The sequence below is a fragment of the Buttiauxella gaviniae ATCC 51604 genome (assembly GCF_001654835.1).
GTDB classification, from domain to species: Bacteria; Pseudomonadota; Gammaproteobacteria; order Enterobacterales; family Enterobacteriaceae; genus Buttiauxella; species Buttiauxella gaviniae.
In genome coordinates this window covers 14,712-36,153 of sequence record NZ_LXEP01000032.1, presented here as the reverse complement: position 1 = coordinate 36,153, position 21,442 = coordinate 14,712, and the positions used below count along the sequence as shown (strand labels likewise).

The following is a 21,442-nucleotide window of genomic DNA, read 5'->3' as shown; positions in this document are numbered from 1 at the left end:
TCAGAGTTCAAGCCGCATGTGCGTTGGCTTCCTGCCGCTCGAATTATTTTGGGTACAAAACTTAAGATTAGAATTTCAGTGCGTTAGCAATATCTTCTTCGCTTTCTTCTTCTTCGATTACAGCCTGTGCTTTGTTAGACAGGATAACGAACGGTATGTAGACACATGTCGCGACACCTAAGTTGAACAGCGCAACTAACAATGCTGCGATACTACCGTTACTGTTGAAGAAGGCGCCCAGACCGGTAGGCATCGTCCATGGAGCAAGGTTGGTAACCGGTGGAATAATTCCCAGAGAGTAAGCCGCAAGTGTGATAGCTGCCAGAATCGGCTGAACCAGCACAAACGGGATGAACATAACTGGGTTCATGATGATTGGCAGACCGAACAGGATTGGTTCATTAATCTGGAAGATGCCTGACGGCAGTGCCAGTTTCGCAACCTGACGGTGGTCGGCGCGACGTGAAACCATGAAGATTGCGATAATTAAGCCCAGTGTCGCACCAGAACCACCCAACAGGATGTAGGAGTCGAGCATTGGTTTCGCCCAGAAGTGGAACTGTTTACCTGCATCAATCGCAGCCTGAACTGAACCATACTGGTTGTAGAGAGCGATGTTTTCCAACGCCCATGGGGTCATGATGCCGTTGTCCAGCGCGGTAAGCGCCAGCGAACCATGCACACCGAAGAACCACAGCAGGGAGTTGAAGATAACATACGCCCAGCCCACTACCGCACCCATCGAAGCCAGCGGCGTAGAGATGGAATCCATAATGATCTGGTGGAAGTTGCTACCATGATTCGCCAGCACCCAGGAAATAATCCCGAAAATAGACAGAATCAGGAAACCTGGAATTAACGCAGAGAATGAACGTGATACCGAAGTTGGCACACTATCTGGCAAAGTAATTACCCAGTTTCGGCGGATAACAAAAGTAAATAGCTCCGCGACAACCAGACCAATAACAATACCGGAAATAATATTCTGACCACCTAACCAGTTAGCGCCCACTGCATAAGCTTCACCTACGCTATAGGGTGTAACGGTCATAAATGCGGCAACGGATAATAAACCGGCCGCAAGAGGGTCAACTTTACGTTCCTCAGCAAGCGCCATACCAATGAAAAAAGGAGCCATTAGCGACATAATACCTAACGTACCGTTATATACGTTGCCGCCAATGGCTTTTAACCCATTAAGGGTTTCAATGGTTGAGGGATCTAAGCGAATACCTAAAGAATAAAAAAATGAACCAGCGCCAAAACTCAGAAATACGTTATTGATTAATACAAACATGGCCCCGGCAAGGGTCAATGGCATTAATTTGATGAAACCATTTTTAATTGCGTTGACGTGCGGTTGCTTCCCAATTTTCACTGCGAAAGGAAGCAATATCTTTTCAAGTGAATCAATGACTTTACTCATTTGGAATTTCCTTTATTGCCGCAAGATTCTTGCGGCCAGGTTGTGTAAGGTCGTTCTTTGACGGAAAAATAAAACAAAATAAAAAATTAGTTGCTTGCTGCTTTCTTGATCGATGCGACTGCTGCTTTCAGCACGCCTAACCCATCAATTTTGCCGTACATTGCTGAATCAATAACTTCTACCGGTTTACCGGGTAATACTTTCTGAATTTCTGGCAGCATATAAGCGATTTGTGGTCCAAGTAATACCAGATCTGCATCCTTGCCTTTTTCAGCAGCCAGAGTTTCAGGCCAGGCTTCGATAATTACAGGCACTTCATACTTCTCTGCCTGCGCCTTCATTTTTGATACCAGCAATGAGGTGGACATCCCGGCAGAACAAAATAGGTAGATACGTCTTTTAGTCATAATAAATTCCTCACGTTGCAATAGCCTGCATGTCTGAAATCAGCACAACCCACGCCTGCAAAAGGGACTGATTGGAAAGTTCTGATTGTTTCTTGTTGAGAGAAGTATACGGCAACACGTCGGCGGGGAATAATATTGCGGAGCCCAAAATTGTCTCTCCTTGACTATCCGTTTTGATACCCTTCACATTTTGGGTAAATAATTCGCGCAAAGAAAAAAGCCCAAACAGAGTTTGGGCTTTACAATTCTTTCACACCGGAAATCAGTCGTAGGCATTCAATGCGCGCTGGCAAAGGGCCGAGCGCACACAATCTTGTTTGCCAAAGCGGACCACACCTACCATTTCATCTTCTTCAAAACGTTCCAGAGCATCACTCAGGCCGGACTTAACACCCCGTGGCAAATCGCATTGCGTGATATCGCCATTGACGATGACCGTCACGTTTTCCCCAAGGCGCGTTAAGAACATTTTCATTTGCGCTGCGGTGACATTCTGCGCCTCATCAAGAATAACCACCGCATTTTCGAAGGTACGTCCACGCATATAGGCGAACGGCGCAATCTCTACTTTGCCAATTTCGGGACGCAGGCAGTACTGCATAAAAGACGACCCTAAACGTCGCACCAGGATGTCATACACCGGGCGGAAATAAGGAGCGAATTTTTCCGAAATATCCCCGGGTAAGAAACCGAGATCTTCATCAGCTTGCAGGACCGGGCGGGTGACAATTATCCTGTCGACATCCTTATGTATCAGGGCCTCAGCGGCTTTCGCCGCACTGATATACGTTTTGCCGCACCCGGCTTCACCGGTGGCGAATATCAGCTGCTTTTTCTCGATGGCGTTAAGATAGTGCTCCTGAGCCTCATTTCGCGCCGCAATCGGTGAGTTATCACGGCAATCTCTTGCCATACCGATAGATTCAACGCCGCTCATCTGCACAAGCGTTGTGACCGATTCCTCTTCGCGTTGTTTATGGCTACGCGAATCCCGTCTCAGCACACGTTTTGCTTCGCGACGAGCTTTGATCACTGCTTTCTGTCTTCCCATGGATGGCACCTTACAGTTGGTTTCATTTCCCGCGCCACAACACAGTGCGCGATTATGTTCACTAACGGATGAGGTTTGGCTTCCTTTTAAGCCATGAACTGCCGGTTGAGAGGATGCACCAGTTAGACGAATTACGCCGCTTAGCGCATCGTTAATACATTGATTGGTTGTGGATTCAGGGTTTTTAGCGGTGAAGATAGCGAAGCCGGAGGAGATGCCTCCGCGCTGATTTGTGCGGGTAAGATGTTTGTTCAATCGGCCAGTACAGGACCCTACCATTCGCGATCTCCATTGTGATTAAGATTCACAGCCGGGAACTACCGCTCGTGCTTTAATTACATCAAAAATTATCTAAATTGCAACTTTTATTTTACTTTAAATCAACATTCGCGTTTCGTCATGCGCTTATCAAATTTATGACATAAAAATATTACACTTTTATATCAATGGGGTAGTCATATAGAAATTGAATGAATACCTGGCAGGCAAATAGTTAGCAAATGAAAAATTAGCAGGGGAAGAATTGTAGGAAAAAACGTGCTTCAAGTAAGCGTACAACGCCCCCTCTCTCAGATAGTCAGAAGAGAAAGTTAAGCATCTCCTTCTCATGTAGAAGAAGGAGATGCTTAGGATGAAATGATTTCGAGATTACAGAATTAAGCTTCCAGAAGCCCTTGCCCTAAATAGTGCTGCTTATCCACAACACCCGGCAATACAAAGAAGTACCCACCGCCAATTGGCTTCACGTACTCCTCCAGCGCTTCGCCGTTAAGACGTTGCTGCACAGCCAAAAAGCCCTTCTCAAGGTCATGCTGGAAGCAGACAAATAACAATCCCATATCCAGTTGCCCAGACTTTGATACACCCAGTGAATAGCTGTAACCACGGCGCATCATCAGGTTGGACTGCGTCTCTTTAGTGCGCGGGTTCGCCAGACGAATATGAGCATCCAGCGCAATCACATTACCGTCAGGGTCGGCTGCGTAATCGGGCTCGTCGTGCTCATTCTTCATGCCAAGCGGGGCACCACTGTGTTTATCGCGGCCAAAAATAGTCTGCTGCTCTTTTAGCGGCGTTCGATCCCAGGACTCAACATGGAACTGAATAATACGCACGGCCTTATAGCTGCCACCTACCGCCCATGCTGGTTCTTGCTGATCTGCCGTCACCCACACCACATCATTCATCAGCGGTTTATCTTCGCTGTTAGGGTTCGCCGTACCGTCTTTAAACCCTAACAAATTGATAGGCGTCTCTTTGCCGCGTGAACGCGCTGCATGGTTGGAGATAAACCCTTCGCGCTTCCAACGCACGCTTAGCAAATCCGGCGTGTGTTTGATGATATCTCGTAAGGCATGGATAACCGTATCCGCAGTATTCGCGCAAATCTGGAGAAGCAAATCACCATGACACAAGCTGGCATCCAACGAATCATTAGCGAAGCGCTCCATCTTTTGCAGCTTTTTCGGCATCTGCCCTTTCAGCCCAAAGCGCTCATCAAACAACGATGTTCCCGCAGAGAGGGTAAAAGTCAGGTTATCCGGGTAAATCTGCGCACCAAGAATCCCTGAGTCCATCGGTGGCATCCGTGGATTAGGGGTATCCGGAGCAGGGCCACCTATAGTGAGGAAATCGAAACGCGCAGACAGCAACTTGAATAAACGCTCAAGGTCAGCTTTATCACTGGCCAACACATCAAATGCAACCAACATCATGGCCGCTTGCTGTGGCGTCAGTACACCTGCCTGATGTTCACCGTAAAACGGCTGTTTTTCCATGCGCGCATCTGGTGGTAACGTGCCAGGAGAAGTCTCTTGTTTCGCCGCATGTGCCACTGGGCATCCGCCCACAACGGCAAGGGCGCCACCGAGCGCGCCCAAACCTTTCAGTAAGCGGCGGCGAGCCGGAATATGCCCGCCGTTTTTATTTTTATCTTCCATAAAAACTAGTCCAGACCTAGTACGCCACGCAGTTGTGACAAGTCTTCTGCCAGCGCCGTTACCGGCCCTTTCAGCGCATTGCGGTCTGCATCGGTCAGTTTGTCGTAAGTCTCGAAGCCGTCTTTAGTTCGGTATTTAGCAAGAATAGTGTCCACTTTCTTGAAGTTGGCATCCACTTTTGCCAGCAATGGCGCATTGTCTTTAGTCAGCAACGGGCGCAGCAAGTTAACAATTTTCTGTGCGCCATCAACGTTTGCCTGGAAGTCCCACAGGTCAGTGTGGCTGTAGCGATCTTCTTCACCACTGATTTTACTGGCCGCGACTTCTTCAATCAGGCCCGCAGCACCGCCGACAACTTTGCTTGGCGGGAATGCCAGCTCAGAAATACGTGTTTGCAGATCCAGCACGTCGCTGTTGAGCTGATCGGCATATTTTTCCATGCCTTTAGTGGAGTTGTCACCAAACAGCGCTTTTTCCAGACGGTGGAAACCAGTGAATTTTGGATCATTGGCTTTCTGCTCGTAATCATCTTCGCGGGCATCAATGCTGCCGTCGAGATCAGAGAACAGTTCAGCAATAGGTTCGATACGCTCGTAATGCTGGCGAGTTGGCGCATACAGAGATTTGGCTTTTTCGATATCGCCGGCTTTCACTGCGTCAGTAAAGGCTTTTGTACCTTTAACCAACTCTGCAACTTCCGCAGTCACATAAGCTTTGTATTCGGTGATTGGTCCGGCCAATGCCATCAGGTCGTTTTTCGGTGCAGTCTGATCGCCCGCCGCTTTAACGATAAGCTTGCCCTTAGGGTTGCTTAGCAAGCCACAGGTCATGTCGTATTCACCCGCTTGCAGGTTAGCCGTCATTTTCTGTGAGAAACCAGGTGCAATGTTCTCACGCTCTTCAACTACCATCACCCCTTTCAGGATTTCCCACTCCAGCGCTTTTTGACTGTTATTTTGAATGATGAACTGGGTTTTACCGGCGTTAACCGTAATGTTCATCGGTTCGCACTGTTTATCAGTCACAGTAACTTTTACCTGAGGAACATCAGCCGCCTGAACGGCAAAGGCAGAAGAAGCAAACGCAAACAGCGCAGCATGCAAGGCTTTACGGCGAAAATGTGTAGTCATGACCAATCCCTATAAAACAAGAGTATGTTGTAACTAAGTGGCGATAATCTGCCGCAAGATATTTAACGAACGTTATTTGTCGCCTGAGCGCTCAAACGCGGTGGCATTAAGAACAGCACCAGCGCGGGGATCAGGTAAATAAAGTACATTCCTACTTCGCTTACGGTCGGTGTTTCCTGATATCCAAAAATACCTTCGAGCAGCGTACCGGTAAGAGAATGAGTGGTAAGAACATTACTGAGGTCAAAAGCGATATCCTGGAAGTGATTCCAAAGTCCCGCTTCGTGGAAAGCACGTACTGCACCCGCTGCAAGCCCTGCGGCCACCAGCAGAATAAACAGGCTGGTCCATTTGAAGAACACGGCCAGGTTCAGGCGGATACCGCCCCAGTAAAGTAAGAAGCCGAGCACAATCGCGGTACCCAGGCCAAGCATCGCGCCGAGTGGCGGCATAATGCCCACATCCTGCTTGAATGCTGCCAACAGAAAGAATACTGACTCCAGACCTTCACGGGCGACCGCGAAGAACACCATTAAAATTAGCGCCCAACCGTGGTTGCCTTTGCTGTGCAGCGCTTCGTCCACTTTCTGCTCGAGCTGCCCTTTCACATTGCGCGATACTTTGCGCATCCAGAACACCATCCACGTCAGGATGAAGACCGCGATGACTGCCACGATGCCTTCAAATAACTCCTGCTCTTTTTGCGGGAATTCACCGGTGGTTTCGTTGATGAAGATGCCCAGCGCAAGGCATAGCGCAGCTGCCGCCACAACACCAACCCACATGACGCCAATCCATTGGCCGCGTTGAGTACGCTTCAGATAGCTAGCAATCAGGCTAACAATCAGCGCGGCTTCCAGGCCTTCGCGTAACATAATGAGAAACGGGACAAACATTACTGACACCCCAACTGTGAACTCAGGTCAAATGGCGTAAAGAAAAGTAAACCAGAACGATTGTGATTATCATTACCGCAAAAATAAACACAAGCAGAGAATTTGGATATTTGTGTACAGCTGTAAAAAAGGCCGCGATAAGCGGCCTTCAATGGATGTTGTGAATTACTCAGGTTGTAATTTGCTTGGTGGCGCGGAGTGGTAAATTTCGTCCGCTTGTTCGAAGCGTTTTTGCATAGTCGCACTTGGCGCTTTGCCAAGCAGGCTGACCGCGACAATACCGATGCTGCCGAAGATGAAACCTGGGATGATTTCATACAGCCCCAACCAGCCGAACTGTTTCCAGACGATAACAGTCAGCGCCCCAATGATCATTCCTGCCAACGCACCATTACGCGTCATGCGTGACCACATTACCGAGAACAGCACAACCGGGCCAAACGCGGCACCGAAGCCTGCCCATGCGTAACTGACCAGGCCAAGCACACGGTTTTCAGGGTTAGCCGCCAGCGCGATGGCAATCAGAGCGACTAACAGCACCATAAAGCGCCCGACCCAAACCAGCTCTTTTTGCCCCGCATCTTTACGGAAGAATGCTTTGTACAAATCTTCGGTAATTGCGCTGGAGCACACCAGTAACTGGCAGCTTAACGTTGACATAACTGCCGCTAAAATTGCTGACAACAAGATGCCTGCAATCCATGGGTTAAACAGAAGTTGCGCCAGCTCGATAAATACGCGCTCGCCGTTTTGGTTTACCGCACCCGCAAGCGCCGGGTTGTTGTTGAAATACGCGATACCAAAGAAGCCTACAGCACACGCGCCCGCCAGGCACAAAATCATCCACGTCATACTAATGCGACGCGCTTTAACGATTGTGTGGTGTGAATCTGCCGCCATGAAGCGCGCAAGAATATGTGGCTGACCAAAGTAGCCCAGACCCCAACCCATCAAAGAGATAATCGCGACGAAGTTCAGCCCTTTGAGCATATCGATATTTTCAATGCTCTTTTGCTTGATAACCGCCATCGAATCGTCAAAGCCACCAACCGCAATCACCACCATGATAGGTGTCAGGATCAGAGCAAAGATCATCAAACTCGCCTGAACGGTGTCCGTCCAACTTACTGCCAGGAACCCACCGACAAAGGTATAAATGATGGTTGCCGCAGCACCCGCCCAAAGTGCGGTTTCGTAGCTCATGCCAAAGGTGCTTTCGAACAGACGCGCACCGGCCACGATGCCAGATGCACAATAGATGGTGAAGAACAGCAGAATCACTAACGCGGAGATAATGCGCAGAACACGGCTTTTATCTTCAAAACGCCCGGAGAAATAATCTGGCAGCGTCAGCGCGTTGTTGTTCACTTCGGTGTGAACACGCAGGCGTCCGGCGACCAGTTTCCAGTTGATATATGCGCCAACCGTAAGACCGATGGCAATCCAGCTTTCCGAAATACCGGAAAGGAAGATGGCACCCGGCAACCCCATCAGTAGCCAGCCGCTCATGTCGGATGCGCCCGCTGATAATGCAGTAACCACACTACCCAGGCTGCGACCGCCCAGAATGTAGTCATCAAAGTTTTTCGTTGAACGCCAGGCGATAAACCCAATCAATATCATGCCAAAGATATAGATAAAGAAGGTCACCAGCATTGGTGTACTCATGTTCATGCAAGTTCTCCAGATTATTTCCCCCGTCATCCTTCAAGCCGCAGATGCATTGGCTGCACCCGCGCGCTCCAGTCACATAGTTAACTATGATCCTGGAGACTTACGGCCTGGCCGCCTTCCTGCAACTTGAATTATTTAGGGGGGTTAGTATTTTTTATTCACAAGCGTTTTAACACACTATTCACAATAAATTCACCGTACAAAAAATAGCTTTTTTCACCAGGTTGCACTCGCTCACGCTTTTCACGGTTGCACCCTTAGAAAGTGTTAACTCTGTCAGTTAATTCACCCTGTCTGCGAATAATTAGCCCGCTTGTTTTCTAATTCCAAATTTAACAATTCAACCTATTTCCCAGCTTGCTATCTGGCTCACATTTAACAAGGTTGCACAAAGTTGCAACATGATAGATATTGCCCGATAACTTTTATCAACCCTTCAATATTTACCCGAGTGATAACGGGTATGGGAGTTACTGACATGGCCACCACCATGGGCGTAAAACTGGACGACGCTACCCGCGAGCGTATTAAAGACGCCGCTTCACGTATTGACCGCACACCACACTGGCTAATTAAACAGGCGATATTTAATTATCTCGAACGCCTGGAAAATAACGATGAACTGCCAGAACTTCCGGCCATGCTAGCTGGTGCCGCGAATGAAAGCGAAGAGGCTGCCCCGCACATTGAAGAAACACACCAGCCGTTCCTTGATTTTGCAGAACAAATTCTTCCTCAGTCCGTAACTCGCGCAGCTATTACCGCAGCCTGGCGCCGCCCGGAAACCGATGCGGTGCCGATGATTCTGGAACAGGCGCGTTTGCCTCTGAATATTGCGGAACAAACTCACAAACTGGCGTACCAACTCGCTGAAAAGCTTCGTAATCAGAAGAGCGCATCAGGCCGGGCGGGCATGGTACAAGGTTTGCTGCAAGAATTCTCACTTTCATCGCAAGAAGGTGTGGCGTTGATGTGTCTGGCCGAAGCATTACTGCGCATCCCGGACAAAGCGACGCGCGATGCGTTAATCCGCGACAAAATCAGCAACGGCAACTGGCACTCGCATATTGGCCGTAGCCCATCACTGTTTGTGAACGCTGCCACCTGGGGTCTGCTGTTTACCGGCAAACTGGTGTCCACCCACAATGAAGCGAGTCTGTCGACATCCCTGAACCGCATCATCGGGAAAAGCGGTGAGCCGTTAATCCGCAAAGGTGTGGATATGGCGATGCGCCTGATGGGCGAGCAGTTTGTGACCGGCGAAACCATTTCCGAAGCATTAGCTAACGCACGTAAACTCGAAGAGAAGGGTTTCCGCTACTCCTACGATATGTTGGGTGAAGCAGCACTTACTGAAGCCGATGCACAGGCTTATATGGTTTCTTATCAGCAAGCGATTCACGCGATTGGTAAAGCCTCTAACGGGCGTGGCATTTACGAAGGCCCTGGCATTTCCATCAAGCTTTCCGCACTGCACCCGCGCTACAGCCGTGCGCAGTACGATCGCGTCATGGAAGAGTTGTACCCACGCCTGAAATTCCTGACGCTGCTGGCACGCCAGTATGATGTCGGCATTAATATCGACGCAGAAGAGGCCGATCGTCTGGAGATCTCACTCGATCTGCTGGAAAAACTCTGCTTCGAACCTGAGTTGGCCGGCTGGAACGGTATCGGTTTTGTGATTCAGGCGTACCAAAAACGCTGTCCGTTTGTGATTGATTACCTGGTGGATCTCGCTACCCGCAGCCGTCGCCGCCTGATGATTCGCCTGGTGAAAGGTGCGTACTGGGACAGCGAAATCAAACGCGCCCAGATGGACGGCCTGGAAGGCTACCCGGTTTATACCCGTAAGGTTTACACCGACATCTCATATCTCGCCTGCGCGAAAAAACTGTTGGCAGTACCAAACTTGATTTACCCGCAGTTTGCGACACACAACGCCCATACGCTGGCAGCAATCTACAATCTGGCCGGGCAGAACTACTATCCAGGCCAGTATGAATTCCAGTGCCTGCACGGCATGGGTGAACCACTTTACGATCAAGTGGTGGGTAAAATTGCCGATGGTAAACTGAACCGCCCTTGCCGTATTTATGCACCTGTTGGCACCCACGAGACGCTACTGGCGTACCTGGTGCGCCGCCTGTTGGAAAATGGCGCGAACACCTCGTTTGTTAACCGTATTGCCGACAACACCTTGCCACTAGATGAATTGGTTGCCGACCCGGTTACCGCCATTGAAGCTATCGCGGTTAAAGAAGGCCAACTCGGTCTGCCACATCCAAAAATCGTTGTACCGAAAGAGCTATACGGCGCGAACCGCACCAACTCCAGCGGCCTGGATCTGGCGAACGAGCATCGCCTCGCCTCCCTCTCCTCTGCCCTGCTTAACAGTGCGGCACAAAAATGGCAGGCACTGCCGATTCTGGAGAATGCCGTCACACCAGGCGATATGGTGGCAGTGAAAAACCCAGCGGAACCGACAGATGTCGTTGGTTATACGCGTGAAGCCACGCACGAAGAGGTTTCACAAGCACTCGTGAGTGCCGTTAACAATGCACCAATCTGGTTCGCCACCCCGCCACAAGAACGCGCCGCGATTCTTGAGCGAGCGGCCGTGATGATGGAAGGCCAGATGCAGAAGCTGATTGGCGTTCTGGTGCGTGAAGCCGGTAAAACTTTTAGCAATGCCATTGCCGAAGTGCGTGAAGCCGTAGACTTCCTGCACTACTACGCAGGCCAGGTACGCGATGATTTCGATAACGAAACTCACCGCCCACTGGGCCCAGTCGTTTGCATCAGCCCGTGGAACTTCCCTCTGGCAATCTTTACCGGGCAAATTGCTGCGGCCCTCGCCGCCGGTAACAGTGTGCTGGCAAAACCAGCTGAGCAAACCCCGCTAATTGCCGCCCTCGGTATCAATATTCTGCTGGAAGCCGGTGTGCCTGCAGGCGTGCTGCAACTTCTGCCAGGCCGTGGTGAAACCGTTGGCGCACAGTTAACAGGCGATGCCCGCGTACGTGGCGTGATGTTTACCGGCTCCACGGAAGTGGCGACGCTTCTACAACGCAATATTGCTGACCGCCTTGATCTACAAGGTCGCCCGACGCCTCTGATTGCAGAAACCGGCGGTCTGAACGCGATGATCGTCGATTCTTCAGCGCTTACCGAACAAGTGGTGGTTGATGTGCTGGCCTCGGCCTTTGATAGCGCAGGCCAACGTTGTTCCGCACTGCGCGTGTTGTGTATCCAGGAAGATGTCGCCGAGCACACGCTGCAAATGCTGCGCGGTGCCATGGCGGAATGCCGCATGGGCAACCCAGGCCGCTTAACCACGGACATCGGCCCGGTTATCGATGCCGAAGCAAAAGAGAATATCGAGAAGCATATTCAAACGCTGCGCAGTAAAGGCCGCAAAGTATTCCAGGCGGCTCGTGAAAACAGCGTGGATGCGAAAGAGTGGCAGAGCGGTACTTTCGTCGCGCCTACATTAATTGAGCTAGAAAGCTTTGATGAGATGCAAAAAGAGGTGTTTGGCCCGGTATTGCACGTGGTGCGTTACAACCGCAGCAACCTGGAAACGCTGATTAACCAAATCAATGCGGCGGGATATGGCCTGACGCTGGGTGTACATACGCGTATTGACGAGACCATTGGCCAAGTTACCGGTTCTGCGCATGTCGGCAATATGTACGTCAACCGCAATATGGTCGGTGCAGTCGTCGGTGTGCAGCCATTTGGTGGCGAAGGTTTATCGGGCACCGGTCCGAAAGCCGGTGGCCCATTGTATCTGTATCGCCTGCTGGCAAACCGCCCGGACAACGCGCTGCAAACTACCTTTAACCGCCAGGATGCTGAGCTACCGGTGGATTCCACGCTTAAAGCCAGCCTTCAGGAAGCTCATCAAGCGTTCGCACAATGGGCGGTAAAAAAAGGCGAATTGCCTGCTATCTGCGCACGCTTCGCGCAACTGGCACAAAGCGGCACGTTACGCCAGTTACCGGGGCCAACGGGTGAACGTAACACTTACGCATTAATGCCGCGTGAACGCGTGTTGTGTATCGCAGATAATGAGCAGGATGTACTGGTGCAACTGGCAGCGGTCACAAGTGTGGGCAGCCGTGCGCTATGGGCTGATGACAAACTGCATCGCGAACTGGCGAAAGCGCTACCGGATTTGGTACAGAAGCATATCAACTTCGCGAAAGAAGATACGTTGCTGAACCAGCCGTTTGATGCGGTGATTTACCACGGTGATTCCGACCAGTTACGCGCATTGTGTGAAAAGGTAGCGGCGCGGGATGGGGCCATTGTTTCGGTGCAAGGCTTCGCACGCGGCGAAACTAACCTGTTGCTGGAGCGTTTATACGTTGAACGCTCACTGAGCGTGAACACGGCAGCAGCAGGCGGTAACGCCAGTTTGATGACAATCGGCTAAGGTTTCACTAAGCTTTCGGGAACAATTTGCAAGGTCTTGTAGGGGTGGATAAGCGAAAGCGTCATCCACCCCTACAAAGGCCCTTTTCTTCGAGGATTGATGATGAAACGCTTTTGTTTACTGATGATGGGCCTGTTGCTAAGCGCAAACGTTCTGGCCGATAGTTGCGACTCGGCAACTTCACAAGCTGGGCTCAACGAATGCGCCAGTAACGAATATAAAAAGCAGGATGATTTACTTAATCAGGCTTACAAAGAGGCGATGAAACTCGCCACGGACACCCAGAAAACCCAGCTCAAAGCGGCGCAAAATGCGTGGATAGCGTTTCGCGACGCCGACTGTGCATTCTTAACCTCTGGTGCTGACGGCGCATCAGTCGCACCGATGGTTCACGCGCAATGTATGACGGATAAAACCCGCGAACGCACTGAACTGCTGAAAAGCACGCTCCAGTGCGAAGAAGGCGATGTGAGCTGTGTCTTCCATTCAAGCGCGAATTAACGCACTCGAATACCTTCAATAATCATCCGCTGCACGTTTTCCACCGTGCGGCGGAAAAATACTTCATTGTTTAAATTGCTACCTGCCACTGCTTCAACCTGGCTTGCGAAATCAGCATAGTGTTGTGTGGTGGCCCACAGCATAAAGATCAGATGATGCGGATCGACCGCCGCCAACTTCCCGTTCTCAACCCAACCGGCAATAATTGCCGATTTCTCATCAACCAGCGCTTTCAAATCGCCAGTCAATTCCTCTTTCAGCAATGGTGCACCTTGCAGCATCTCAAGGCAGAACAGACGCGAGGCTTGCGGGTAATCTCGAGAAACTTCCAGTTTTAACCGGATGTATTCGCCTATCGCCACCAGCGGCTGCAAATCCTCGCGAAACGCACGCAAAGGAGCAAGCCAGATATCAAGGATCTGCTTAAGCACTGCAATATAGAGTGCTTCTTTGGAAGGGTAATAATAGAGAAGGTTTGTTTTTGACACTTCCGCACGCTCAGCTACCTGTTCGATGCTGGTGCCGTGAATGCCAAATTGGGAAAAGAACTCCAGTCCTGCCGCCAGAATAGCCTGCTTTTTCGCCGCTACCGCTTTTGAACGCCGTCCGGTTTCTTTCGTTGCTGCCGCACCTTGTGCCATGCGCCCTCTCATCGTTCTGTTTTGCCCGACAGCATAGCAAAGACCACGCCAGAAGTGCGCGTTGTATGCACCCTGAACGCGCACGAACGCCTGTTTTTTGTGCACCAGTTTTGACCAAACAGTCTGGTTTTCACCACCTAAAAACAGTAACCAATAAATAACGCAATGATAACAAATGACTTTCTTAACCTGGCATCAGGTTTGCAAAGACTGAAATGACAAATCAATACCCATTAGCATTCGAGTTGCAGCAAGGCGGCAAGGACGATTGTCCCCAGGAGCTTACTTGAGTAAGTGACTGGGACGAGCGTTTGCAGCCAACGCAGCTGCGGCTTGAAGGATGATGGGTATATCACCTGTGATGAGAGGTCTGCGATGAAAATTGGCGTATTCATTCCTATCGGTAACAACGGCTGGTTAATTTCTACCACCGCGCCGCAATACATGCCCACTTTTGAGCTCAATAAAGCGATTGTGCAAAAAGCGGAATACTACGATTTCGACTTTGCCCTTTCGATGATCAAACTGCGCGGCTTTGGCGGCAAAACGGAGTTCTGGGATCACAACCTCGAGTCGTTCAGCCTGATGGCAGGCCTTGCAGCGGTGACCTCCAAAATTCAAATCTACGCCACGGCCGCCACGCTAACCTTACCACCCGCCATTGTGGCGCGCATGGCCTCGACCATTGACTCCATCGCCCCTGGCCGTTTTGGCGTCAATCTGGTCACCGGCTGGCAAAAACCTGAATACGAGCAAATGGGGATCTGGCCGGGGGACGAATACTTCGCACGCCGCTACGACTACCTCGCCGAATACGCCACCGTGCTGCGCGATTTGTGGGGAACCGGGCAAAGTGATTTAAAAGGTGAATTTTTCACCATGAACGACTGCCGTTTAAGCCCGCGCCCTGCTCAACCGGTAAAAATGATTTGCGCCGGGCAAAGCGACGCGGGGATGGCGTTCTCCGCCGAATACGCCGACTACAACTTCTGCTTTGGCAAAGGCGTTAACACGCCAACTGCTTTTGCCCCTACCGCCGCGCGCATGATGGAAGCGGCGGAGAAAACCGGGCGCGATGTCGGCTCCTACATACTATTTATGATCATCGCCGATGAAACCGACGAAGCCGCTCGCGCGAAATGGGAGCACTACAAAGCGGGTGCCGACGAAGAAGCGCTGGCGTGGCTCACTGAACAAAGCCAGAAAGACACCCGTTCAGGCACTAATACTAACGTGCGGCAAATGGCTGACCCGACTTCAGCGGTGAATATCAATATGGGCACCCTGGTTGGCTCTTATGCCACGGTCGCCCGCCTGTTGGATGAAGTGGCGACCGTGCCGGGCGCTGAAGGGGTACTGCTAACCTTTGATGATTTCCTGAGTGGTATTGAAGCCTTTGGCGAAAAAATCCAGCCGCTGATGCAGTCGCGCGCCCATCTTTCCCCTTCCGCTCGCGAGGTGGCGTAATGAAAAACATCACCCTTGATGCACGCCCGGAAGCCATTACATTCGCACCTGAACAGACGGCACTGATTGTCGTGGATATGCAAAACGCTTATGCAAGCAAAGGTGGCTATCTGGATCTTGCCGGGTTCGATGTTTCGGCAACGAAACCGGTTATCGAAAACATCAAAACTGCTGTTGCCGCCGCTCGTGAAGCGGGGATGTTGATTGTCTGGTTCCAGAACGGTTGGGATAGCAATTACGTCGAAGCGGGTGGCCCAGGCTCGCCAAACTTCCATAAATCCAATGCATTGAAAACCATGCGCAAGCAGCCGGAATTACAGGGAATGCTGCTGGCAAAAGGCGGCTGGGACTACCAGCTGGTGGACGAACTGGTACCACAGGCAGGTGACATCGTTCTGCCCAAGCCTCGTTACAGCGGTTTCTTTAACACGCAGCTCGACAGCATCTTGCGTTCGCGCAGCATTCGCCACCTGGTATTCACCGGTATCGCCACAAACGTCTGCGTGGAGTCGACGCTGCGCGACGGGTTTTTCCTTGAATATTTTGGCGTGGTGCTTGCCGATGCCACCCATCAGGCCGGGCCTACTTTTGTGCAGCAGGCCGCATTATTCAATATCGAAACCTTCTTTGGTTGGGTAAGCGACGTCGGCACATTTTGCCAGGCCTTGCAGCCACAATCCTTCGCCCGCATTGCCTGATAAGGAATAACCCATGCCGAAATCCGTAATCATTCCGCCAGGAACCACAACGCCTATCGCACCGTTTGTGCCAGGCACCCTCGCCGATGGCGTGGTGTATGTCTCCGGTACGCTGCCGTTCGATAAACAAAATAATGTGGTGTATGTCGGCGACGCTAAAGCCCAGACGCGCCATGTGCTGGAAACCATTAAGTCGGTGATTGAAACCGCAGGCGGCACCATGGACGACGTGACGTTTAACTCCATTTTTATTACCGACTGGACGAACTACGCCGCCATCAACGAAGTGTATGCCGAGTTTTTCCCAGGTGATAAGCCTGCACGGTTCTGCATTCAGTGTGGTCTCGTGAAACCGGATGCGTTGGTCGAAATCGCAAGCATCGCGCACATCGGGAAATAGCTTATGCAGATTGAGCTGACTCAAGCGCCCTTCCCCAACGCCCCGGTCTTGCTGCTAATAGCCGGGCTCGGTGGCATGGGCAGTTACTGGCTGCCACAACGTGCGGCACTGGCTGAACACTACCAACTGGTGGTTTATGACCAGCGCGGCACTGGTGTGAATAAAGAGCCGTTGTCCAATGATTATTGCCTCGCGGATATGGCACATGAAATCCACACCGCCATGCTGCAACAGGGCATCGTGCATTACAACGTGCTTGGACATGCGCTGGGTGGTCTGGTCGCGATGCAGCTGGCGCTGGATTACCCCGCAGCCATCGACAAGCTGGCGATAATCAACGGCTGGTTGCAGCTCAATGCCCATACCCGGCGCTGCTTTGCGGTTCGCGAAACGCTGCTGCACGATAGCGGACCAGGGGCTTATTTGCAGGCTCAACCGCTGTTTCTTTACCCGGCAGACTGGATGGCCGCCAACCAGCCACGGCTGGAAGCCGAAGAAGCGATGCATAACGCGCACTTTCAAGGGCAAGAAAATCTTACTCGCCGCCTGAATGCGCTGAAGGCCGCTGACTTTCATGCCACAGCGGCACATATCCACCAGCCGGTGCTGCTGATTTGTTCCCGTGACGATCTGCTGGTGCCGTGGAATTGTTCTGAAGAATTGCACCACGCGCTACCGGACAGCCTGCTGGAAATCATGCCGTGGGGTGGTCACGCCTGTAACGTCACCGTGGCCAGTGATTTTAACCAGCGACTACTGAGTTTGCTGGCAACCGAACCTGCTTATCACAAGGAAATTGTATGAGTCATGCTATTACGTCCGAGGCACTGGAAACCTTGTTCACTGGCGCACATACCCACAGCGCGTGGCTGGATACCCCTGTGAGTGATGAACAAATTGCTGAGATTTATAACCTGCTGCGCCTTGGCCCAACATCAGCCAACTGTTCGCCTGCCCGCTTTGTGTTTGTGCGCAGTACTGAAGCGAAAGCGCGCCTGAAACCCACTCTTTCTGCGGGCAACATCGAAAAAACCATGACAGCCCCCGTCACTGCGATTGTGGCTTGGGACCCGGCATTCTTTGAGCAACTGCCGAAACTATTCCCTTACGCCGATGCCCGCGCGTGGTTTACCTCAAGCCCGGAACTGGCGCAGGAAACCGCGTTTCGCAATAGCTCGATGCAGGCGGCGTATCTGATTTCTGCCTGCCGGGCACTCGGTTTAGATACCGGGCCAATGTCTGGTTTTGACCGTGAAAAAGTGGATGCCGAGTTTTTTGCCACAAGCGGCTGGAAAAGCAATTTGCTGATTAATATTGGCTACGGTGACCCGGCGAAAACCCATTCACGCTTGCCACGTTTAGCATTTGAAGAAGCATGTGTTCTCGCCTGAGGAGTTAAAGATGATCGAAAAACAAGCCTTTCGCGATGCGATGTCGTGCCTTGGCGCGGCGGTGAATATCGTCACCACCGATGGTCCTGCCGGACGCGCCGGGTTTACCGCCTCGGCGGTATGTAGCGTAACGGATGAGCCACCAACATTGCTGGTTTGCCTGAATCGTAGCGCTTCCGTATGGCCGATTTTTAGCCGCAATCAGGCGCTGTGTGTGAACACGCTGGCGGCAGGGCATGAAGATCTTTCGAATTTATTTGGTGGAAAGACAGCGATGACCGAACGTTTTTCCGCAGCTCGCTGGCGGCACGGTGTAACCGGCTGCCCGCAACTGGAAGGCGCACTCGTGTCGTTCGACTGCCGCATTAGCCAGGTCGTCAGTGTTGGTACGCATGACATTTTATTTTGTGAATTAGTTGCCCTTGAACGTAACGACGATACCCATGGCCTGGTGTGGTTTGACCGTGGCTACCATCAACTGATGCGGCCTGCCTGTTAGCCGACACGATATCTGCTGGAGATAAATATGGCGAATACCTGGTTTCCACAATGGCATAAAAAAACTGCGGTAGAAGGTGGTGTGGTAGCTCCGGACGAAACACTCCCCCTCGGCCAGACGCTGGTGATGGGTGTGCAACATGCGGTAGCGATGTTTGGTGCCACGGTGCTAATGCCGCTACTGATGGGGCTTGACCCGAATCTGTCGATACTGATGTCGGGTATTGGGACATTGTTGTTCTTTGTGGTGACTGGCGGACGGGTGCCGAGTTATTTAGGCTCAAGTGCTGCGTTTGTTGGTGTAGTGATAGCCGTTACAGGGTTTAACGGGCAAGGGCTGAACCCACATTTGAGCGTTGCGCTCGGCGGTATTATCGCCTGCGGCCTGGTATATACGCTGATTGGTTTTGTGGTGATGAAGGCCGGAACAGCCTGGATTGAGCGCTTAATGCCACCGGTTGTTACCGGTGCGGTGGTGATGGCAATCGGCCTTAACCTTGCGCCAATCGCGGTGCGCGGCGTTTCAGCCAGCAGTTTTGATAGTTGGATGGCAGTCATGACGGTGTTGTGTATCGGGTTGGTCGCAGTGTTTACCCGTGGCATGATTCAACGCTTGCTGATTCTCATTGGCCTGATCCTCGCCTGCGCCATTTATGCGGTTCTGGCGAATGGGTTTGGCTTTGGCAAACCGGTCGATTTCGCCCTGTTAAGTTCGGCCGCCTGGTTTGGCATTCCGCAAATCACCTCCCCGACATTTAACGCACAGGCGATGATGTTGATTGCTCCCGTTGCAGTGATTCTGGTGGCCGAAAACCTTGGGCACCTGAAAGCCGTCGCCGGGATGACGGGAAAAAATATGGACCCATATATCGGCAAAGCCTTTGTTGGCGATGGCCTTGCAACGATGCTTTCGGGTTCCGTTGGCGGCAGCGGCGTAACAACCTACGCCGAAAATATCGGCGTGATGGCGGTAACCAAAGTCTACTCAACACTGGTGTTTGTCGCCGCGTCCGGCATCGCCATGTTATTGGGCTTTTCACCAAAATTTGGCGCACTGATTCACACCATTCCAGGCCCGGTGATTGGCGGTGCGTCTATCGTGGTGTTTGGCTTGATTGCCGTTGCAGGCGCACGCATTTGGGTGCAGCACAATGTTGATTTAAGCCAGAACGGCAACCTGATTATGGTGGCGGTAACACTGGTTTTGGGCGCCGGAGATTTCGCCTTAACACTGGGCGGCTTCACGCTTGGCGGGATTGGCACGGCCACGTTCGGCGCGATTATATTGAACGCTATTCTGAGCCGCCGCTCGGTGGTTATCGGCCAAAGTACAGTCATTCCGTAGGCCGGATAAGCGAAGCGTCATCCGACATAACTGCCGTAGTGGGTGGATGGCGCAACCCTACAAAACTGATAACGATACCTCTTTCTTCTTACGTTTAAGCTTCAACTCACTCACCAGCACGCCCAACACAATCAATGCGCCGCCAAGCAGAGCTAAAACGGGTAAGCGCTCCCCTGCTATACGCCCGAAAATCCCCGCCCATACCGGTTCGCCGGTGTAAATCACCGTCGCGCGGGTGGGTGAAACACTGCGTTGCGCCCAGTTCATAGTCACCTGAATAATGGCGCTGAAAATGCCTAGCCCTAATGCAATCACCAGCAAACCGGGGGTAAACGATGGCACGCTTTCCCCAGCGGGGATCATAGTGGCAAACGCCACAATCGAGGCAGTAGCGAGCTGGACAATGGTGACACGCTTAATATCCACTTTGCCCGCCCAGGCGCTGATGAGGATAATTTCTGCGGCAATCGCAAGAGCGCTTATCAGCGTGATAATTTCGCCCGCACCGAGCGTGAGTGAGGTATTTTCCGGCCCGGCCAGGAAGACCAAGCCAATAAATGCCAGCACCACACCCACCCAGGACATCACCCCAGGCATTTTGCCGAGACAAATCCATTGCAGCACAGGGACCAGCGGGACATACATCGCCGTGATAAACGCTGATTTACTGCTGGGAATAGTCTGCAAACCCCAGGTTTGCATGCTGTAACCGATGGCAATAGAAACGCCGATAAATACACCTGCCTTCACTTCAAGCCAGGTCAGGCCACGCAGCGATTTTATTGACAGCAACCCAACAGCTAACGCGGCCGTCGCAAAACGTACACCAACAAAAAAGAATGGCCCGCTCATTGTCATTGCATATTGCACGGCGAGGAAAGTTCCTCCCCAGAACATGGTGATGAGGATCAGAATCGCTTCTTGAGGTTTAACGGATAGTTGGTAACGACGAAGTAAGGCGGACATGACATGACCTGGACGATATAAGCAAGCCGAATAGTGTGCGATGAGGTGCTGAGCCATGCAATGGGATAGTCAAAATAAAACCGCCGGTGAAAACCGGCGGTTGGGGTTAGTCTGGCGAGTGACTACTTACTGCTGCCTTTGCCGTGACTATTTTTGCCCCCTTTTTGGCCTGCTTCTGAGGCGCGTTGCGGGTCATTCTTGAAATTCCCGCCACTATGCTGGCCACCTTTACGACCTGCTTCTGATGCTCTTTCACGGTCTTCAGCGAAATTACCTGAACCACCACGATGGTTTGCCATTTCTAACCTCCGGATTGGTGAAATAGTTAAGTCATCATATTGCATTCAGTCAAAGAAGATTCTTTCACCGCGCAGCTTAAGTACCGCTACGTGGAACTAAGCTTAGTGCAGTCAGGGCAATTGACCAGTTAACCGTAATATTTTGCAACATGTAATCGCCAAAATGGGTGATTTTTTTGCCGCTTAATCCATAAGACTTTCTTATTTTTAATGAAATAGTCACCTAATGAAAATGTGACGTAATTTTACGAAAATAGGCCCCCCTCTTGTGCAG

General features: G+C 51.5%; 19 protein-coding genes. 9 read left to right on the top strand and 10 right to left on the bottom strand.

Going from position 1 to position 21,442, the window contains the following annotated elements; translation table 11 throughout:
* Nucleotides 1-67: 67 nt before the first annotated feature.
* From chbC to putP, 7 genes are all read right to left on the bottom strand, one after another.
* Entirely contained in the window at nucleotides 68-1,426 is a 1,359-nt protein-coding gene (gene chbC / locus M977_RS18225) for a PTS N,N'-diacetylchitobiose transporter subunit IIC (protein WP_064517750.1), read from the bottom strand.
* Nucleotides 1,427-1,512: 86 nt separating this feature from the next.
* Nucleotides 1,513-1,833 (bottom strand): PTS sugar transporter subunit IIB, encoded by a 321-nt coding sequence (locus tag M977_RS18220; protein WP_064517748.1) that lies wholly within the window; start codon nucleotides 1,831-1,833, stop codon nucleotides 1,513-1,515.
* 262 nt (nucleotides 1,834-2,095) lie between these two features.
* Nucleotides 2,096-2,884, bottom strand: coding sequence for a phosphate starvation-inducible protein PhoH (gene phoH, locus M977_RS18215; protein ID WP_208326128.1), 789 nt, complete (start codon nucleotides 2,882-2,884; stop codon nucleotides 2,096-2,098).
* A gap of 656 nt (nucleotides 2,885-3,540) precedes the next feature.
* The gene (efeB, locus tag M977_RS18210) at nucleotides 3,541-4,824 is read right to left on the bottom strand and encodes an iron uptake transporter deferrochelatase/peroxidase subunit (protein ID WP_064517744.1); all 1,284 of its coding nucleotides are present in this window, start codon (nucleotides 4,822-4,824) and stop codon (nucleotides 3,541-3,543) included.
* A gap of 5 nt (nucleotides 4,825-4,829) precedes the next feature.
* Nucleotides 4,830-5,954, bottom strand: coding sequence for an iron uptake system protein EfeO (gene efeO / locus M977_RS18205; protein ID WP_064517741.1), 1,125 nt, complete (start codon nucleotides 5,952-5,954; stop codon nucleotides 4,830-4,832).
* A 62-nt stretch (nucleotides 5,955-6,016) separates the two neighbouring features.
* Nucleotides 6,017-6,850, bottom strand: a complete 834-nt coding sequence (gene efeU, locus M977_RS18200) for an iron uptake transporter permease EfeU (RefSeq protein ID WP_064517740.1) — start codon at nucleotides 6,848-6,850, stop codon at nucleotides 6,017-6,019.
* A 165-nt stretch (nucleotides 6,851-7,015) separates the two neighbouring features.
* The gene (putP, locus tag M977_RS18195; RefSeq protein ID WP_064517738.1) at nucleotides 7,016-8,524 is read right to left on the bottom strand and encodes a sodium/proline symporter PutP; all 1,509 of its coding nucleotides are present in this window, start codon (nucleotides 8,522-8,524) and stop codon (nucleotides 7,016-7,018) included.
* Nucleotides 8,525-9,002: 478 nt separating this feature from the next.
* On the opposite strand from putP, the gene putA reads away from it, so the two are divergent.
* Together putA and M977_RS18185 are read left to right on the top strand one after the other, a co-directional pair.
* Nucleotides 9,003-12,962, top strand: coding sequence for a trifunctional transcriptional regulator/proline dehydrogenase/L-glutamate gamma-semialdehyde dehydrogenase (gene putA, locus M977_RS18190; protein WP_245163516.1), 3,960 nt, complete (start codon nucleotides 9,003-9,005; stop codon nucleotides 12,960-12,962).
* Nucleotides 12,963-13,064: 102 nt separating this feature from the next.
* Nucleotides 13,065-13,463: a lysozyme inhibitor LprI family protein gene (locus M977_RS18185; RefSeq protein ID WP_064517734.1), complete on the top strand. Its 399-nt coding sequence runs from the start codon at nucleotides 13,065-13,067 to the stop codon at nucleotides 13,461-13,463.
* On the opposite strand, the gene rutR is transcribed toward M977_RS18185, so the two are convergent.
* Nucleotides 13,460-14,104: an HTH-type transcriptional regulator RutR gene (rutR, locus tag M977_RS18180; protein WP_064517733.1), complete on the bottom strand. Its 645-nt coding sequence runs from the start codon at nucleotides 14,102-14,104 to the stop codon at nucleotides 13,460-13,462. The two genes, M977_RS18185 and rutR, sit on opposite strands and share 4 nt — an antisense overlap.
* 375 nt (nucleotides 14,105-14,479) lie before the next feature.
* Between rutR and rutA the strand changes: the two genes are divergently transcribed.
* Genes rutA through rutG form a run of 7 tightly spaced genes read left to right on the top strand, consistent with a single transcriptional unit; the run spans nucleotide 14,480 to nucleotide 19,903 of the window.
* Nucleotides 14,480-15,571, top strand: a complete 1,092-nt coding sequence (rutA, locus tag M977_RS18175) for a pyrimidine utilization protein A (RefSeq protein ID WP_064517731.1) — start codon at nucleotides 14,480-14,482, stop codon at nucleotides 15,569-15,571.
* Complete coding sequence (gene rutB / locus M977_RS18170) at nucleotides 15,571-16,269, top strand: pyrimidine utilization protein B (protein WP_064517729.1); 699 nt, start codon at nucleotides 15,571-15,573, stop codon at nucleotides 16,267-16,269. Before rutA ends, rutB begins: the two co-directional genes overlap by 1 nt.
* 13 nt (nucleotides 16,270-16,282) lie before the next feature.
* Entirely contained in the window at nucleotides 16,283-16,669 is a 387-nt protein-coding gene (gene rutC, locus M977_RS18165; protein ID WP_064517727.1) for a pyrimidine utilization protein C, read from the top strand.
* Nucleotides 16,670-16,672: 3 nt separating this feature from the next.
* A complete protein-coding gene (gene rutD / locus M977_RS18160) occupies nucleotides 16,673-17,473 on the top strand; it encodes a pyrimidine utilization protein D (protein WP_064517725.1) in 801 nt (266 codons plus the stop codon).
* Complete coding sequence (locus M977_RS18155) at nucleotides 17,470-18,060, top strand: malonic semialdehyde reductase (protein WP_064517723.1); 591 nt, start codon at nucleotides 17,470-17,472, stop codon at nucleotides 18,058-18,060. Before rutD ends, M977_RS18155 begins: the two co-directional genes overlap by 4 nt.
* A gap of 10 nt (nucleotides 18,061-18,070) precedes the next feature.
* Complete coding sequence (gene rutF / locus M977_RS18150; protein ID WP_064517722.1) at nucleotides 18,071-18,559, top strand: NADH-dependent FMN reductase RutF; 489 nt, start codon at nucleotides 18,071-18,073, stop codon at nucleotides 18,557-18,559.
* Nucleotides 18,560-18,586: 27 nt separating this feature from the next.
* Complete coding sequence (gene rutG / locus M977_RS18145; protein WP_064517720.1) at nucleotides 18,587-19,903, top strand: pyrimidine utilization transport protein G; 1,317 nt, start codon at nucleotides 18,587-18,589, stop codon at nucleotides 19,901-19,903.
* A gap of 57 nt (nucleotides 19,904-19,960) precedes the next feature.
* Here the strand turns inward: rutG and M977_RS18140 are convergent, their stop codons facing one another.
* Entirely contained in the window at nucleotides 19,961-20,869 is a 909-nt protein-coding gene (locus M977_RS18140; protein ID WP_064517718.1) for a DMT family transporter, read from the bottom strand.
* Nucleotides 20,870-20,991: 122 nt separating this feature from the next.
* Nucleotides 20,992-21,168, bottom strand: a complete 177-nt coding sequence (locus tag M977_RS18135) for a con-10 family general stress protein (RefSeq protein WP_034456279.1) — start codon at nucleotides 21,166-21,168, stop codon at nucleotides 20,992-20,994.
* Nucleotides 21,169-21,442: the final 274 nt, after the last annotated feature.

Bases quoted from the DNA above. Each gene is read 5' to 3' on its own strand.
- M977_RS18140 (WP_064517718.1), bottom strand. From the start codon at position 20,869: ATGTCCGCCTTACTTCGTCGTTACCAACTATCCGTTAAACCTCAAGAA.
- M977_RS18135 (WP_034456279.1), bottom strand. From the start codon at position 21,168: ATGGCAAACCATCGTGGTGGTTCAGGTAATTTCGCTGAAGACCGTGAA.
- M977_RS18220 (WP_064517748.1), bottom strand. From the start codon at position 1,833: ATGACTAAAAGACGTATCTACCTATTTTGTTCTGCCGGGATGTCCACC.
- rutB (WP_064517729.1), top strand. From the start codon at position 15,571: ATGAAAAACATCACCCTTGATGCACGCCCGGAAGCCATTACATTCGCA.
- chbC (WP_064517750.1), bottom strand. From the start codon at position 1,426: ATGAGTAAAGTCATTGATTCACTTGAAAAGATATTGCTTCCTTTCGCA.
- efeU (WP_064517740.1), bottom strand. From the start codon at position 6,850: ATGTTTGTCCCGTTTCTCATTATGTTACGCGAAGGCCTGGAAGCCGCG.
- rutF (WP_064517722.1), top strand. From the start codon at position 18,071: ATGATCGAAAAACAAGCCTTTCGCGATGCGATGTCGTGCCTTGGCGCG.
- rutG (WP_064517720.1), top strand. From the start codon at position 18,587: ATGGCGAATACCTGGTTTCCACAATGGCATAAAAAAACTGCGGTAGAA.
- efeB (WP_064517744.1), bottom strand. From the start codon at position 4,824: ATGGAAGATAAAAATAAAAACGGCGGGCATATTCCGGCTCGCCGCCGC.
- rutC (WP_064517727.1), top strand. From the start codon at position 16,283: ATGCCGAAATCCGTAATCATTCCGCCAGGAACCACAACGCCTATCGCA.
- putA (WP_245163516.1), top strand. From the start codon at position 9,003: ATGGCCACCACCATGGGCGTAAAACTGGACGACGCTACCCGCGAGCGT.
- rutR (WP_064517733.1), bottom strand. From the start codon at position 14,104: ATGGCACAAGGTGCGGCAGCAACGAAAGAAACCGGACGGCGTTCAAAA.
- phoH (WP_208326128.1), bottom strand. From the start codon at position 2,884: ATGGGAAGACAGAAAGCAGTGATCAAAGCTCGTCGCGAAGCAAAACGT.
- M977_RS18185 (WP_064517734.1), top strand. From the start codon at position 13,065: ATGAAACGCTTTTGTTTACTGATGATGGGCCTGTTGCTAAGCGCAAAC.
- efeO (WP_064517741.1), bottom strand. From the start codon at position 5,954: ATGACTACACATTTTCGCCGTAAAGCCTTGCATGCTGCGCTGTTTGCG.
- rutD (WP_064517725.1), top strand. From the start codon at position 16,673: ATGCAGATTGAGCTGACTCAAGCGCCCTTCCCCAACGCCCCGGTCTTG.
- rutA (WP_064517731.1), top strand. From the start codon at position 14,480: ATGAAAATTGGCGTATTCATTCCTATCGGTAACAACGGCTGGTTAATT.
- putP (WP_064517738.1), bottom strand. From the start codon at position 8,524: ATGAACATGAGTACACCAATGCTGGTGACCTTCTTTATCTATATCTTT.
- M977_RS18155 (WP_064517723.1), top strand. From the start codon at position 17,470: ATGAGTCATGCTATTACGTCCGAGGCACTGGAAACCTTGTTCACTGGC.